This is a genomic window from Gardnerella sp. c12Ub_1, from assembly GCF_055804375.1.
The window spans coordinates 970,930-986,631 of the sequence record NZ_JANUZC010000001.1 but is presented as its reverse complement, the minus strand read 5'-3'; the positions used below and the strand labels follow the sequence as shown (position 1 = coordinate 986,631).

5 protein-coding genes are annotated in these 15,702 nt (G+C 48.1%); all 5 read left to right on the top strand.

Annotated features, from left to right (window positions below; all coding sequences use genetic code 11):
- Positions 1 to 15 precede the first annotated feature (15 nt).
- The 5 genes from NYP65_RS03775 (at position 16) to NYP65_RS03755 (ending at position 15,639) form a co-directional block, all read left to right on the top strand.
- Positions 16 to 2,805 carry a glycoside hydrolase family 31 protein gene (locus NYP65_RS03775; protein WP_473410637.1) on the top strand — a complete coding sequence of 930 codons (2,790 nt, stop codon included), beginning with the start codon at positions 16 to 18 and terminating at the stop codon, positions 2,803 to 2,805.
- A 628-nt stretch (positions 2,806 to 3,433) separates the two neighbouring features.
- Positions 3,434 to 10,675, top strand: a complete 7,242-nt coding sequence (locus NYP65_RS03770; protein ID WP_473410636.1) for a peptidase — start codon at positions 3,434 to 3,436, stop codon at positions 10,673 to 10,675.
- Positions 10,676 to 11,651: 976 nt separating this feature from the next.
- On the top strand, positions 11,652 to 13,535 hold the full coding sequence (dnaK, locus tag NYP65_RS03765) for a molecular chaperone DnaK (protein ID WP_473410635.1): 1,884 nt from the start codon (positions 11,652 to 11,654) through the stop codon (positions 13,533 to 13,535).
- Positions 13,535 to 14,374 carry a nucleotide exchange factor GrpE gene (gene grpE, locus NYP65_RS03760; RefSeq protein ID WP_473410634.1) on the top strand — a complete coding sequence of 280 codons (840 nt, stop codon included), beginning with the start codon at positions 13,535 to 13,537 and terminating at the stop codon, positions 14,372 to 14,374. The genes dnaK and grpE overlap by 1 nt, the downstream gene beginning before the upstream one ends.
- 221 nt (positions 14,375 to 14,595) lie before the next feature.
- Entirely contained in the window at positions 14,596 to 15,639 is a 1,044-nt protein-coding gene (locus NYP65_RS03755; RefSeq protein ID WP_473410633.1) for a DnaJ C-terminal domain-containing protein, read from the top strand.
- Positions 15,640 to 15,702: the final 63 nt, after the last annotated feature.

Here is a 15,702-nt window from a genome sequence, read left to right as displayed (position 1 = left end):
AAAAGGGCAAACCGAATGACTTTACAAGACGCACGCGGTGTTAAAGACGCGCACATTTTTTACGATTACGCTAAAAATCCGCTGTCTAAGGCAAAAGAATCGCAGGTTATAAGCGGCAAAAATTGGCGAATCACGTTAATCACGGATTCGCTTGTGCGCCTTGAGTGGAGCGAAAACGGCGAATTTGTAGACGCGCCTACGCAAACAGTTGTAAGACGAAACTTCGAGGCTGGCACGCAGTTTGCCGCGGAAAAGTCGCAAGCAACCGAAGATGAAGCATCGCGCGCTTTTAATCAAAAATCTTCTAATCCAAAATATAGTGTAAAAAACTTGGAAAATGGCTGGATAGAAGTCGAAACCGAAAAACTGTTGATTACGTACAACCAGCAGCCGTTTAGTAAAGAGGGCTTGAGCATTGTTGTGCGCGGAGTGCCAGGCTCGCAATTCAACACATGGCATTACGGCGACGAATGCCACGGCAATTTGCTCGGCACGGCGCGAACAGTGGACGAGGCGGATGGTGCTGTAAAGCTTGGAATGGGCGTAATATCTCGCGATGGGTGGGCCGTGTTAGACGATTCGCGCTCGGCACAAATCGCGTACGCGGCTGCTGTTGATGGAAAAGAAAACCCATACGGGGCATGGGTGGAGCCGCGCGCAAAGGCGAATGGCAGTGGGCTTGGCGAATCTGCCGAATCACCTAAATCAAACTCTAAAGACTTATACTTCTTTGGCTACGGTCACAACTATATAGGCGCAATTCGCGACTTTTACAAGCTTACGGGCGCGCAGCCGCTTCTTCCGCGATTCGCGCTAAGCAACTGGTGGAGCAGGTACTACAGGTACAGTCAAGACGAATATTTGCAGCTGATGAGCCGATTTAAGCGCGAAGGCATACCGTTTTCTACTGCCGTAATCGATATGGATTGGCACGTAACGGATGTTGACCCAAAGTACGGTTCGGGATGGACTGGCTACACGTGGAACCGCGATTTGTTCCCAGATCATCGCGCGTTTTTGCGCCAACTTGCCAGCGAAGGGCTTACTGTAACGCTTAATTTGCATCCGCGAGACGGCGTGCGCGCGTTTGAAGAAGACTATGCGCAAGTTGCGAGCGATATGGGAATTGACCCTGCAAGCGGCAAGGCAGTTGAGTTTGACCTTACAAATCCGCGCTTTTTGCGAGCATACCTAAACATGCATCGGCGCATGGAGAACGAGGGCGTTGGGTTCTGGTGGATTGATTGGCAGCAGGGCGGAGTTACAAAGCAGGCTGGCTTGGATCCGCTTTGGATGCTTAACCACGTGCATTACCAGGATTCGGGGCGCGGCGGCGCGTGGCCGCTTACGTTCTCGCGCTATGCGGGGCCAGGCTCGCACCGCTACCCAGTGGGATTTTCGGGAGATAGCGTAACAACGTGGGATTCGCTGGCTTTTCAAACTTACTTTACTTCTACGGCCTCCAACATTGGCTACGGCTGGTGGAGCCACGATATTGGCGGACACATGCTTGGTGTGCGATGCGATGAGCTGGAGGCGCGCTGGTATGCGTTCGGAGCGTTTAGCCCGATTAATCGACTTCACTCCAGCTGCTCGCCGTTTGCAGGCAAGGAGCCGTGGAACTTCCCTGCCGAGACGCGAAATGCGATGGTTAAAATGCTGCGACTTCGCGCGCAAATGCTGCCTTATTTGTATACGATGAACTATCGCGCGGCGGTTTGCGGCAGGCCGATTGTAGAGCCAATGTATTGGCAGTCGCCAGAAACGCTTGCAGCGTACGAGATGCCGAACGAGTACCGTTTTGGCAGCCAGCTTGTTGTTGCGCCAATCGTTAGCAAGGGATGCGCGCAAGTTGAGCGCGGGTGCACTGCCGTTTGGCTTCCAGAAGGCGATTGGTACGATTTCTTTGACGGAAGGCGCTACGTTTCGCGCGGCGGTGCGGGTCGCAGATTTGAGGTTTGGCGAGGAATCGACCGCGTGCCAGCGTTTGCGCGCGCTGGGGCTATTGTGCCAATGCAAGTTTTGCCGAGTGAAGCGGATTGTGCAAGTAGCGAGCAGGCTGCGGCGCATGTTAATAGCGTTGAAAATCCGCGATCTTTGCGCATTCTTGCATTCCCAGGGGATTGCGGCGAGTTTGTTATGCGTGAAGATAATGGCCGCTTTGAAGACGCGTGCGCTGGGAAAACTGCCGATACGCGCATGGAGTTGATTTGGCGAGATGGCAATGGATCTACACAGTTTGTGATTGATGCAGCAAAAGGATGCGCTAGTGCCGTTTCTTCGCTGCCTTCCAATCGCGATTGGAGCGTTGTGTTTAAGGGCGTTGCTTGCCCAGACTTTTCGCGTGTTCGCGTTTTTGTTGGGGAAAATCAGCTTGAATCTAAAGCTGTAGAAGTTTTATATGAAGGCGAAGAGGGCGACTTAAGCCTTACTGTTTCTGTGCGCGATGTGCCTGTTGGCGATTGCGTGCGCGTGATTGTTGATGGCGGACTGTGCATTGCGCAAGACCCTAAGATTGGCGATTGCTACAGGTTGCTTTTACAAGCGCAAATGCCGTACCGCGGCAAGGAGATTGCTTTTGATGCGATTCGCCAAGCTGATGGCAGCGCGAGTGCTATAAGTGAACTTTGCGCGCTTGAGTACACTAGCGAGAGCGATTTTGACCGCTACCAGCAAAGCGTTGACTTGACTAACGCGCATGCGCCGCAGCATCCAGAGGTTGCTAAGTGGGCGCAATGGAAGTGCACGCTGCCTGATTCGGTTAAGCGCGCGCTTGAGGAGATTTTAATTCGCAGCGCGCTTTGACAGAGCTTTAACTGAGCTTTGACGCTCGAACGATTTTCCGCTTTTTGTACCAAATTTGACCAAAAATGGTACAAAAAGCGGAAAACAACTCCGTATTTTTGACCTAAAACACGTACAAACTCGGGAAAAACCCTCCGCACTTTGTACCATATTTGGCCTAAATCACGTACAAAAAGCGGAGAAAACTTCCGCACTTTGTACCAAATTTGACCTAAATTACGTACAAAATGCGGAAAAAGTTGATGCTTGCGGCGAATTCATAAGCGCGCTACAGAGGGTCTAGAAATGCGAGTTGTCTTATATACAAATGTTTAGATAATTAAGCTAAAAATGGCGTCTGGCGTGTTAAAATCGCAAGTGTTTTCTAAAAAATCATCTCGCAAAAACCCTTGAAATAAAAGGCCTGGGGGGGGGGGGGTATGTACCCCCAAGAGCTATAAACATTTGTTTATGTAGTGTCAAAAATATTCTCTAAATGTTATAATGACTTGTTAAAGATTGCTGCTTCTTTATAGTTGCACGCTATTGAAAATTAAATAACTACCTTTAGAGCTTATGACTTTTTGTCACTCATGGTTAGAGCGTTCAAAACTTTTTGACTATTTGTTCTAATAGAAAGAAGAGGAAAATGACTACAAAATCTGGTAAGCACGCAAACAAGATTGCAAAGAATGCATTTGATTCTGCAACCAACAATGGTGTTACAAAGGCTGTTGACATGCGTAAGGTGGCCGCTCTTTCTGCTGGAGCTGCTGGCGTGATTGCTGGCGCGGCGATTGCTTTTGGCGCAACTCCTGCAATGGCGGCGGATACTACTTCTACGCCTGTTGATACTTCTACGTCTGCAAATGCGCAGGATTTAACTGCTAAGAAGTCTGATGAAAAGCAGAAGTCTGATGAAGAGCAGCAGGCTGATGAGGCTAATAAGAAGACTACAGATAGCACTCCAGCACCTGATAACACTACTTCGAAAGCTAGCACTTATGCAGCAAGTAACACTCCTGCAGAAGCTTCAGCTGGCCCAAATTATGGCCAGGTGCGTGAAGCTGACCCTGCGCCAGCTCCAAAAGTTAACAGCACAATCGAACTTTCACAAGATAAAAAAGACACGCTCCCAAACATGTACGCATGGGGCTCTTCCGACAATGTGTACATTGAAAAGGGGCAAAACCAATCCGTTACCTTTAAATTTGCAAAACCTTCTGACGGTAGCACCATTACCAAAGTAGCAATTTTCCCATCTGATGGTAATACTGTTGATAATACTAAAAGTAGAAAGTTCCTTGAATATTATTCCGATGCTGCTGCTGTAAACGAGCATCAGCCATATTCAGGTACATACGAATTTAAAGTAGACACTGATGGTACAGCTACGCTTACCATGACCAAGCTTTATAGAGATGGCAATCTTAAGAGTGGAGAAAGCTACTCTGCAAACCGTTGCATTTATGTGTACGGTACAGATAAAGACGGTAAAACAGTAGTGCTGTACAAAACAAACATTGTTCGTGCAGCAACACTTATTCCACCTAAAACAGCTGGCTCAATTGTGCTGAAGTATAACGAAGAACTTACCGCACAACAAATTCAAGATAAGCTAAAGGCTGCCTTAGATGCTCCTACAGAAGCAACTGGTAAAAAATCAATTCGCGATCAAATTACAGCTGCAAGTACATCTAGAGGCGTGGGTGGACGCACTGGAGAGAATGGCGCATTTGTTCAGACGCCAGATACTGCTGAAAACAAGGTAATTATTACAGACCAGAATGCTTATGATGCTAATCAGTTAGCTACCGTTATTAACAAGGTAACTTCAAAGACGGGCGAGCCAACAACATATGTGACGGGCGTGAATAACCTCAAGACCTACCTGGTCTCTGACCTCGGCTACAAGTCCGAGGCGCTCGCCCTTACCGTTGCGCGCTATGACACGCGTATCGAAAAGCCGATTGTTGAGGACCCGACTAATGTTTCGACTGAAGTTAAGGAAGAAATCGCAAAGAAGCTTGCTCAGCTAAATCATGTGCCGCAAGACAAGGTTACCTTCAACGATAAGGGCGAAGCTGTAATCAACTTCGACGGAGTGGATGCTGCGGACGCTCCTAAGATTCCTTTGCGCGATCTTGTGTTGAAGAAGCTTGAAGAAAAGGATGTTACTGTTCCAACTGGCGATAAGGCAGTCTTTGTTGCTAATCCACTTGGCTACTCCAATGCCGAACTTGACCGAATTAAAACAGCTATTTTTGAAGCTAATAAAGGCAATAAAGAGCTTGGTCTTACCAGCACAGATCAGATTTCGCTTTCGTACCTTACTGGCGATCTTACTGCATCTGGTGATGCTAATAAGGGTATCTCTAATGGTCAGGCGGAAAACAAGATTACCGTTAAGATCAAGACTGACAAGTCAGTTGCTGAGTTTACATCTAATGTAAAAGAGAGCAAGCTCACCAAGCTTCCAGACATCCGCAAGGATTACGACGTTACTTGGACTAAGACTAAGATTGATGGTCGCGATACCGACGAAGGTATTTCTTGGAGTAATGATCAGAAGACCACTATTATCTACCGTTACGATCCAACTAAAGCAGAAGAATTTGATACAACAAAGATTCTTGGTTTGCTGAAAGCTAAACCAAAGGATCCAAAGTCTGGTTTGCGCGACCTTACAGGCGGCGAGACGCTTGCCTATGAAGGTACAAGTAATCATTCGCGCAAGTCGCACATGAACTATGCGTTGCAAAATGAAGAGCCAACGGGCGAGCTTACGCTTGGCAATATGGGTGGCGCTTATTGGTCTGGGAATCAGAAAGTTTCTAATTCTGACGTAGACCTCGGTGATAATTTATCAGATGCTGGTTCGTATTCATGGGATACAGAGGCTGGCTCTGTAACGGTGGCTGCTAAAAAGGGCAAGATTTTCAAGGCGCGCCTGTTTGTTGAGCCGTATGCAATGACATACTATAAGCATGTTTATCTGGAGCAAGGCCGCAATCCAGGCAATACAGCAAAAGCAATTAACGTTATCTTTGTGCCGCAGACGAATCATAAGAAGGATGACCTTTCTAAGTCGATTGACGAGCACAAGCTTGCTGACGATAAGAAGACTCCAACCGAGGCTAAGTACTACAACGCGTCTGCTGATAAGAAAGATGCGTATGAAAAGGCATTAAAGACTGCAACAGACTTGCTTGCAACTGTTAAGGACAAGCAAGAAAAAGACCTTACCGAAGAGCAGAAGGCGCAAATCGATAACGCTACGATTAACCTTAACAAGGCACGCGCCGAGCTTGATGGTGCTGACACCAACAAGGATAAGCTGAACGCCTCGATTGATGCTAATGGTAAGGCTGCCGAAGGCGCTACTGCTGAAAAACCTGGCACTGTAACTACTGACAGGTATAAGAACGTTACTGATCAAGCATTCCAGACCGACGATGGAAAGCCTGATGCTAAGAAGAATGAGGCTGCCAAGAAAGCCAAGGAAGATTACGACAAGGCTCTTGAGGAAGCTAATAAGGTAAAGGAAGACAAGAACGCCACGCAGAAGGCTGTTGACGACGCTAAGGCTAAGCTTGATGCTGCGCGCGAAAAGCTTAACGACTTTACCACCAACAAGGATGAGTTGAATAATGCCATCGCTCAGCATGGTAAGGTGAACACGGGCGATGCGTCTAAGCAAGGCGACGAGAAGCTTAAGACCGCCGACCCAACTTACCAGAACTCTAACGAGACAGAGCGCAAAGCCTACGACGACGCTGTAGCAGAAGCAGATAAGGTCTCCAAGGATCCAAACGCTTCTCAAAAAGAAGTAAACAAGGCTATTGATGATCTTAAGAAAGCTAAGGCAGCGCTTGATGCCAACGCAACCGACAAGGCTCCTCTTGCCGCTGCGGTGCAAAAGAGCTTCGATAATCCTGATCCAAACGATGCTACCAAGCAAAGTGTGTTCTACAAGAACGCTAAGGCTAAGACTAACGATCCTGCTGCTCAGCAAGCTGTCACAAATTATGACAACGCGCTAAAGAAAGCTAAAGACGTCCTCGCAGACAAAAACGCTACCAAGAAAGACGTTGAGGACGCTAAGAAAGCGCTTGAAGACGCTGAAGCAGCACTTCATGCCGACAAATACTCTACCGATAAAACCGATCTTGGTAAAGCTATTGCGGACAACTTCAGCGGTTATTTGATGCCAGCCTACTTCAACGCGTTTGATAAAGCGCAAGCAGGCGACGAGCAGGCTAAGAAAGACTTCAAAGCCTATAACGACGCTTATCACGCTGCAAAAGACTTGATGGATGAATTAAATAAGCCTGGGAGCACCGTAGATCAGAAAAAGGTTGATGCGGTTAAAGAGCAGCTAATCGCTGCTCGCAAGATTATTGACACCTACGCAACCGACACCAGCAGACTTTCGGCTGCTGCGCTTAATGACTTTGCAATACAACACAGCCCAGCCTACGCGAATTTGAAAGAACTTGCCGAAAAGCAAAACCCAACCCAAGAAGAACAAGCAGAGGTAGAAGCTGCTAAGAAAGCTAAGAAGGCTTATGATGATGCAGCAGAAAAGCTGCACAAGGCGCTTACTAACACGCTTCCGAAGGATCGAGCAAATGGCCAGGATATTCCTGATAGCAATATCCCGAAGAAAGATGGCGACCTTAATAGTAAGGACTACCTGAAAGACATTCAGGCGCACAAGAACGGTGAGCCACTGAACAGGGATGTTGACAGTATCCTTCAGGAAATGAACGACGCGGCGAAGGCGTTGGATAAGTTCGCCACCAAGACCGACGAGCTTCTTAAGTCTGTTAACGAGCATGACAATACCAAGCAGACGCCTGCATTCAAGAATGCAAATCAACCTGCTTTCAAGCAAGCTGACGGAACTGATGATACTGCTAAGAATACTGCTGCTAAGGCAGCTGTAGATGCCTATGGTGATGCTCTTAATGCCGCAAAGGAATTGCTCAAGAAACCTGATGCAACGCAGAAGGAAGTCAATGATGCGTTGAAGAAGCTTGACGATGCTCGCAAAGAGCTTGACAAGTACAACACCGATACCGCCAAGCTCAAGGAGAGTGTTGACAAGCACGGCTCTACAGATGGCCCTGCAGCTACAGAAGGCACGCAAACTTCTGACGCGTATCGCAATGCGTCTGATCCTCACTTCTTAACTGCTGATGGCAAGCCTGATACTAAGAAAAATGATGATGCCAAAGCGGCTAAGAAGGCTTACGATGAAGCTTTGACAAAAGCTCAAGAGCTTTTGAAGAAGCATGATGATAAAGATACGCCGCAAGACGCAAAGCCAACTCAAACAGACATCAACAATGCGCTTGATGCTCTTGATAAAGCACGTACTGAGGTTGAGAAGTATAAGACTGTTACTACTGATCTTGAGACAGAAATTAATAAGTCTACTGCGGAGGGTGCTCCTGCTGTTACTGAAAACGACTTCGAGAATACGCCGGAGTTCAAGAATGCTAAAGCTAAGACAAGTAACGGTGTGGAAAACACAGATGTTACTGCTTACAACGCAGCTCTAAAGAAAGCGCGCGACCTTGTAAAGGCTGCTAATCCTACAGATCCGGATGCTAAGAACAGCTCACATCCAACGCAGCAGCAGATTAACGAGGCGCTTGACGCTCTTAAAGCAGCTAAGAAGCAAATTACTGATAACTACAAGACGAATCTTGAGCCGTTGACTTCTGCTAAAGACTTTGCAGATGGTGACTTCAAGAAGACGCCTGAGTATCTAAATGCTGTTGCTAAGAAGACTGCTGGTGACCAAGGTGCCACACAAGCCTTAGGTGAAGATGGAAAAGACACAGGCTTTGACAATATTCTCAAGAAAGTTACCGAAAAGCTTAATGATGAAGATTGGAAGAAAAAAGCAACTCAAAAAGATGTAAACGCTCTGCTTAAACAGCTGAAAGACGCTCAAGACAATATTGCTAAGAAGTACAAGACTGATGCAATTAAGCTTGAACGTGAAGTAGGCGATAAGGATCAAGATGGCAAGCCTGTAACACCTCCATTCGAGGCGTCGGTGGCGTACAAGAACGCACTTGAAAAGGCAAAGACGGAAGAAGATAAAACTGGTAATGACTCCGCAACCAAGAAGCTGGAAGCTTACAACGAAAAGCTTAAGGCTGCGCAGGAACTCCTCAACAAGGTGAATCACCCAGATCCAAACGCGAAGCCAGAAGATCGTCCAACTCAGAAGCAGGTCGATGATGCTCTTGATGCTTTGAAGCAGGCAAAGAAGGACATCGACGACAACTTCAAGACCAAAGTTGATGACTTGCAGAAGGAAGTTGACGATAAGGATGAGCAGGGTACAGCTAAGAATCCTACTTTCGAGAACACAACCGAGTATAAAAACCTTCAAGGCAAGACTAAGGATGGCAAAGAACCTGAGGATCTAACTGCCTATAAGCAAGCTTTGGCTAAGGCTAAGGAACTCATCGACAAGAACGATGGTAAGGTCACGAAGGATGGCCAGGAAGTTGACGTTCCAAAGGACCAGCTGCCAACTCAGAAGGAAGTTGACGAGGCTAAAGAGGCTCTTAAGAAAATCAAAGACAAGATTCTTGCCAACTACAAGACCAATCCTGTTGAGCTTCAAAAAGAAGTCGACAAGTCTAAGGACGGCGACGACGACCAGCGTGATACCACGTTTGAGAATACGCCTGAGTTCAAGAATGCCGATGCTAAGAAGGGTGAAGACGGCAAAGACAATGCAGATATGGCGGCCTACAAGAAAGCTCTTGGCGATGCCAAGAATCTCCTTGATAAGTTTGACCGTACTACTGGCAAGCCAAAGACTGATCTCCCAGCAGGCGAAAAGGCTCCAACCCAACAGGAGCTTGATAAGGCTCTAGACGCCTTGAAAGCCGCCAAGAAGAATATTACTGACGGCTACAAGACTGATCCTTCTAAGCTGAAGTCTGAAGCGGATAAAGATGGCGACTTCACCAAGACGCCTGAGTACGTAAACGCTCAAGCTAAGGGTGATGACGCATCTAAGAAGGATCTTGAGGCCTATAAGAAGGCGCTTGAGGATGCGAATAAGGTTCTTGGCGATAAGAATGCTACGCAGAAGCAGGTTGATGATGCTTTGAAGAAGCTCCAGGATGCTAAGTCTAAGCTTACGGATGGCTACAAGACGGATAAGGACAAGCTCTACCAAGAGAAGGACAATGACCCTGAATTCCGCAAGTCGATTCCGTTCTTGATTGCAGATAGCAAGGATATAGCTGAGTACAACAAGGCGCTGAACGATGCGAATGCTGTGCTTAATAATCCAAACGCTACGCAGGCCCAGGTTGACGAAGCGCTTAGAAAGTTACAACGCATAAAGCAGAAGATGATCGACTTATACAACTCGCTTGGTTCGGGTAGTGATGACGATTCCGACGGCAACAACAATGGCAACAATGGCGCGGATAATGCAAATAACGCGAACGCGGTTGATAAGTCTATGTTGCAAGCCGAAGTGAATGGTGCTCTTGCGGATGTTGCCAATGGCGCGGGCGCTGCTGGCGCGGCGAATGGCGCTAAGGGCACGAAGGGTGCACTTGTAGACGCAAGCGTGATTAAGGAGTTTAATGATGCTCTAGAAAACGCTCGCCGCGTGCTTGCTGATCCTAATGCCACTCGCGAGCAGGTTGAAGCTGCGACTATGCGACTTCGTGCAGCTCGTGCGGCTCTTAATGCTGCAAAGGCAAACAAGGGTAGCAACTTGCGCGGAAACATGGGAGTGCAAACTGGCGTTGATTCAGCAACGTTAAGCGCGTTTGCTGCTGTGTTTGTTGGGCTGGCGGGACTTGGAGTGTCTGCTAAGCGCCGTAAGCACTCAAGTAGATAAAAGTTTGCGCTCTAGTAGCGTTCCTTAAAAAAGCGTTCACATTTTGTTTTATAGTGTGAACGCACAAAATGGCTTGCGCTCCGACCTGCCTTTTCGCTTAAAGCGTAGCGCGAAAAGGCAATTCGGAGCGCTGAGCCGCTTAAAGCAGAAGCACTGCTTCTGCGCGGCGAAGACGTGAGCGCGCTGTAACGCGCGAGCGATATCTCTTATTTGGTATTGCGCGAGGTTTGAGTATTTCTCTCCTCGCAGGCGCGCCAACCTGCCTGAGCGCTAAAGAGCGTAGCGCGCGAAGGCAATTTGGCGCGCTGAGCCGCTTAGCGTAGAAGCACAGTGTGCTTCTACGGCGGCGAAGACGTGAGCGCGGCTAATCCGCGCGAGCGAAACACCTTTACGGATATCTTATGAACGTTAATATTCTAAGGCTTCAGGTTGGCGCTATTTATTGCTCGTAGAGAAATACATCAAACCTTCTGAATGCCTAGAACTTTTGCGTATCTTTCATCACCGAGATTCTCGATTTTTCTTGCTCTCTCGGCGAGTCACCATCTAGCGACGCTGAGGCTCGCCTCGCTAGCGGCGAAAAATCTCGAATCTCTACCCAATTTGGCGTAATCCATGCAACCTATGTAGTGCGATTGTACCTGATTTACGGCGTGTCGTCATACAAACGCACTACATAAACACGCAAAACTGTAGTGTGATTGTACTGAATTTTGGTGTTTTTTGATACAAACGCACTACAAGAAAAATCTCGAATCTCTACCGTGCTCGGCGTAATTTATGTAAATAGGTTAAAAACTTGAGTGGGGGAGTATTAAGTTTTTGCGAAACGCGCGCAAAAATGCTTGACTTTAATAACTTGAGTGTGTTAGACTCAAGTTTTGTAAAAAGAAAAAGCGGCTAGTCGCAAGGCTGGCTGTCAAGAATTTGAGTACATAGATTAAAAGGTACATAGATAAGATAGCTAGGAGATATTATGGGACGCGCAGTAGGTATTGATTTAGGAACAACGAACTCCTGCATTGCAACGCTTGAAGGCGGCAGCCCAACAGTTATTGTTAACGCAGAAGGTGCGCGTACAACACCGTCCGTGGTGGCTTTCAGCAAGTCGGGAGAAATCTTGGTTGGCGAAGTCGCTAAGCGTCAGGCTGTTACTAACGTTGACCGCACGATTAGCTCCGTAAAGCGCCATATGGGTACGGATTGGTCTGTTGAGATTGATGGCAAGAAGTGGACTCCTCAGGAGATTTCCGCTCAGGTTTTGATGAAGTTGAAGCGCGATGCTGAAGCCTACCTTGGCGAGCCAGTAACCGATGCCGTTATTACATGCCCAGCATACTTCAACGATGCTCAGCGTCAGGCAACTAAGGATGCAGGTAAGATTGCAGGCTTGAACGTGCTGCGTATTATTAACGAACCAACTGCTGCAGCATTGGCTTATGGCCTTGAAAAAGGCAAGGAAGATGAGCGCATTTTGGTATTCGACTTGGGCGGCGGTACTTTCGATGTGTCGCTTCTTGAGATTGGTAAGGATGACGACGGCTTCTCCACAATCCAGGTGCAGGCCACTAATGGCGATAACCACTTGGGTGGCGATGACTGGGATCAGAAGATTATTGACTGGCTTGTTGGCGAAGTTAAGAACAAGTACGGCGTTGATTTGAGCAAGGATAAGATTGCTTTGCAGCGCTTGAAGGAGGCTGCTGAGCAGGCAAAGAAGGAGCTTAGCTCTTCAACATCTACCTCAATTTCTATGCAGTACTTGGCAATGACTCCTGACGGCACTCCAGTGCATTTGGATGAGACTTTGACTCGTGCTCACTTTGAGGAAATGACTTCCGACTTGCTCGGTCGCTGCCGTACGCCATTTAACAACGTGCTTTCCGACGCTGGCATCTCCGTAAGCCAGATTGATCACGTGGTGCTTGTTGGTGGTTCTACTCGTATGCCAGCCGTCAAGGAACTTGTAAAGGAGCTTACGGGTGGTAAGGAAGCGAACCAGTCCGTGAATCCAGATGAGGTTGTGGCTGTTGGTGCAGCTGTGCAGTCGGGCGTTATTAAGGGAGACCGTAAAGACGTTCTGCTTATTGATGTAACTCCACTTTCTTTGGGCATTGAAACCAAGGGCGGAATTATGACAAAGCTTATTGAGCGTAACACCGCAATCCCAACTAAGCGATCCGAAGTGTTCTCTACTGCAGAAGACAATCAGCCATCCGTTTTGATTCAGGTTTATCAGGGCGAACGTGAGTTTGCGCGCGATAACAAGCCTCTTGGCACTTTTGAGTTGACGGGTATTGCTCCAGCTCCTCGTGGCGTTCCACAAATCGAAGTGACTTTCGACATTGATGCTAACGGCATTGTGCACGTTTCTGCTAAAGATAAGGGCACAGGCAAGGAACAGTCCATGACGATTACGGGCGGTTCTGGTTTGCCAAAGGACGAGATTGACCGCATGGTTAAGGAAGCGGAAGCTCACGAAGCAGAAGATAAGAAGCGCAAGGAAGAAGCGGATACTCGCAACCAGGCAGAATCCTTTGCTTACCAGACTGAAAAGCTTGTGAACGACAATAAGGATAAGCTCTCCGACGAAATCTCTAAGGAAGTTACTGACAAGGTGAATGCTTTGAAGGAAGCTTTGAAGGGTGATGACCTTGAGAAGATTAAGAGCGCACAAAGCGAGCTTATGACGTCTGCGCAAAAGATTGGTCAGCAGCTTTACGCTCAGCAGGGTGCTGCTGGTGCTCAGGCTGGTGCTGCTGGTGCTGCATCTGATGCAAATGCAGGTGCCTCTAAAGATGACGACGTGGTTGACGCCGAAGTGGTGGACGACGACAAGGACGATAAGGATAATAAGTAATGTCCGAGTTTAACGCCAACGACTACTTGAGTGGTTTGGAAGACGTGCCTTCGGATGCTGGTGATTCGCGTGCGGCGTCTGCTAGCGCGGCCGATAATGCGGCCTATAGCGCTGCAGATGGCGCGGCGGCGCAGGGTGCAGCGCATGAGGAAGCTCATGAAGCAAAGCACGAAGCGAAGCACGCTGCAGCTGCTAGCGATGCGTCGGTGAATGACGCGGCGAGTGATGCGGCGAGTGATACGGCGGCGGATTGTGCTGCGGATTGTGCAACGCAAGACGCGGCCGCTAGCGCAGACGCCGACGCGGAAAAGTCGCAAGCAACCGCAGATGAATCTAACGCGCGTAAATCTAAAGAAAATAACAATTCTGCAGATACTCAAAGCAGCGAAGAAGATTCCTTAACGCCTCTTGGCAAAGCCAAAAAAGAGGCGGCGGAGTATTTGGAAGCGTTGCAACGCGAGCGAGCAGAGTTCATTAACTTCCGCAATCGCGCAGCCAAGGAGCAAGATCGGTTCAGGCAGCATGGAATAACAGACGTGCTTACGGCTTTATTGCCAGCTTTAGACGACATTGATAGGATTCGCGAACACGGCGCAATGGACGATTCGTTCAAAGCCGTGGCCGCAAAATTAGACAAGGCGTTTGAAAAGTTTGGCGTAGAAAAGTTTGGCGAAAAGGGCGAAGACTTTGACCCAACAAAGCACGATGCGATTCTACACAAGCCAGATGCAAATGCTACGAAGGAAACGGTTGATGTTGTTGTGGAGTCTGGCTACAGGATTGGCGATCGCGTTATACGCGCGGCGAGAGTCGTAGTGGCGTCTCCAAGCAATGCATAGCAGTGTGCGCAGAATGAAACATCGTGAAACAATGCGTGAAACATCGCTAATGTCAGCGCTTGTTTGGATTGTTTAGCTCACTCGCTGCAATCAAACGTCTACTTGCAAATCCCATGCCTACTCGTGTTGTCGGTTTAGATTCTAAACAGTCAGCGCGAGTAGGTTATTTAGATATAAGTTGTTTAGATAAATGCCAGTGGCTCAAAGAAAAAGGAGCTTAAATGGCTGAGAATGAATGGCTAGCCAAAGATTTTTACAAGGTTCTCGGAGTCTCCAAAGATGCCGACGAAGCCACAATTACAAAAGCGTACAGAAAACTCGCTAGAAAATATCACCCAGACTTAAACAAAACTAAAGAAGCAGAAGAAAAATTCAAAGACGTGTCGGAAGCGTACGACGTTTTGAAAGATAAGCAGATGCGCGCTCGCTACGATGCGATTCGCCAATTCGGCGCAGGCGGAGCAAGATTCGCTGGCGGAACGGGCGCAGGCGGATTCGACGCAAGCGGATTCAGCGACATTTTCTCATCAATGTTTGGCGGATCGCCAATGGGCGGCGGCTCACGCGTGCGATTTTCCACGGGCGGCGCGGGTCCAGACATGGGAAACATATTCTCCATGTTTACGGGCGGCGCTGGAGCGCAATCATCCGCAGGATTTGGCGGTGCAGACTACGGCCAGTATGGCCAGTATGCTCAATCTGCCCAATCTGCTCCACAAAACACGCCTGAACGCGGCGAAGACATTACAACGGCTATAAAACTAACCTTTAAGCAGGCGTTCAAAGGCGCTACTGTTTCGCTTCGATCGGGCGGAGAATCGTTCAAAACTCATATTCCTGCAGGCGTAAAAGATGGGCAAAAAATCCGCCTAAAGTCAAAGGGAAAGCCAGGAAAGTTTGGCGGCGCTTCTGGAGACATGTACTTGCAAGTGCAAGTGGAAAAGTCGGAGCAATTCTCGATTGAAGGATGCGATTTAGTGGCCACTTTGCCGCTCACTTTAAGCGAAGCTGTGCATGGAGCAAAAGTCACGCTTAAAAACGTAGATGATGAACCGATTGTGTTTAAGGTGCCATCTGGAACTTCGGGCGGCAGCAGAATACGTGTAGAGGGAGCAGGCGTACCAGGTAAAAACGGCGCGTTTGTTGGAATTGCGCAAATACATGTTCCCAAAAAGCCAGGAATGGCGGTAAAACATGCTGCAAAAGAGTTTGAAAAGGCGTGTGGCGAAGATTACGAGCAAGAAGTGAAGGATTTGCGCGCATAGCAACAAATCGCTTAGCGTTTTGCGTGTGCGATTGCTCGTAGTCGTAGCAATTGCTCGTGGGAA

What these genes read in the sequence shown, in the direction of transcription:
- NYP65_RS03775 (WP_473410637.1), top strand. Translation starts at nt 16, where the DNA reads ATGACTTTACAAGACGCACGCGGTGTTAAAGACGCGCACATTTTTTAC.
- NYP65_RS03755 (WP_473410633.1), top strand. Translation starts at nt 14,596, where the DNA reads ATGGCTGAGAATGAATGGCTAGCCAAAGATTTTTACAAGGTTCTCGGA.
- NYP65_RS03770 (WP_473410636.1), top strand. Translation starts at nt 3,434, where the DNA reads ATGACTACAAAATCTGGTAAGCACGCAAACAAGATTGCAAAGAATGCA.
- dnaK (WP_473410635.1), top strand. Translation starts at nt 11,652, where the DNA reads ATGGGACGCGCAGTAGGTATTGATTTAGGAACAACGAACTCCTGCATT.
- grpE (WP_473410634.1), top strand. Translation starts at nt 13,535, where the DNA reads ATGTCCGAGTTTAACGCCAACGACTACTTGAGTGGTTTGGAAGACGTG.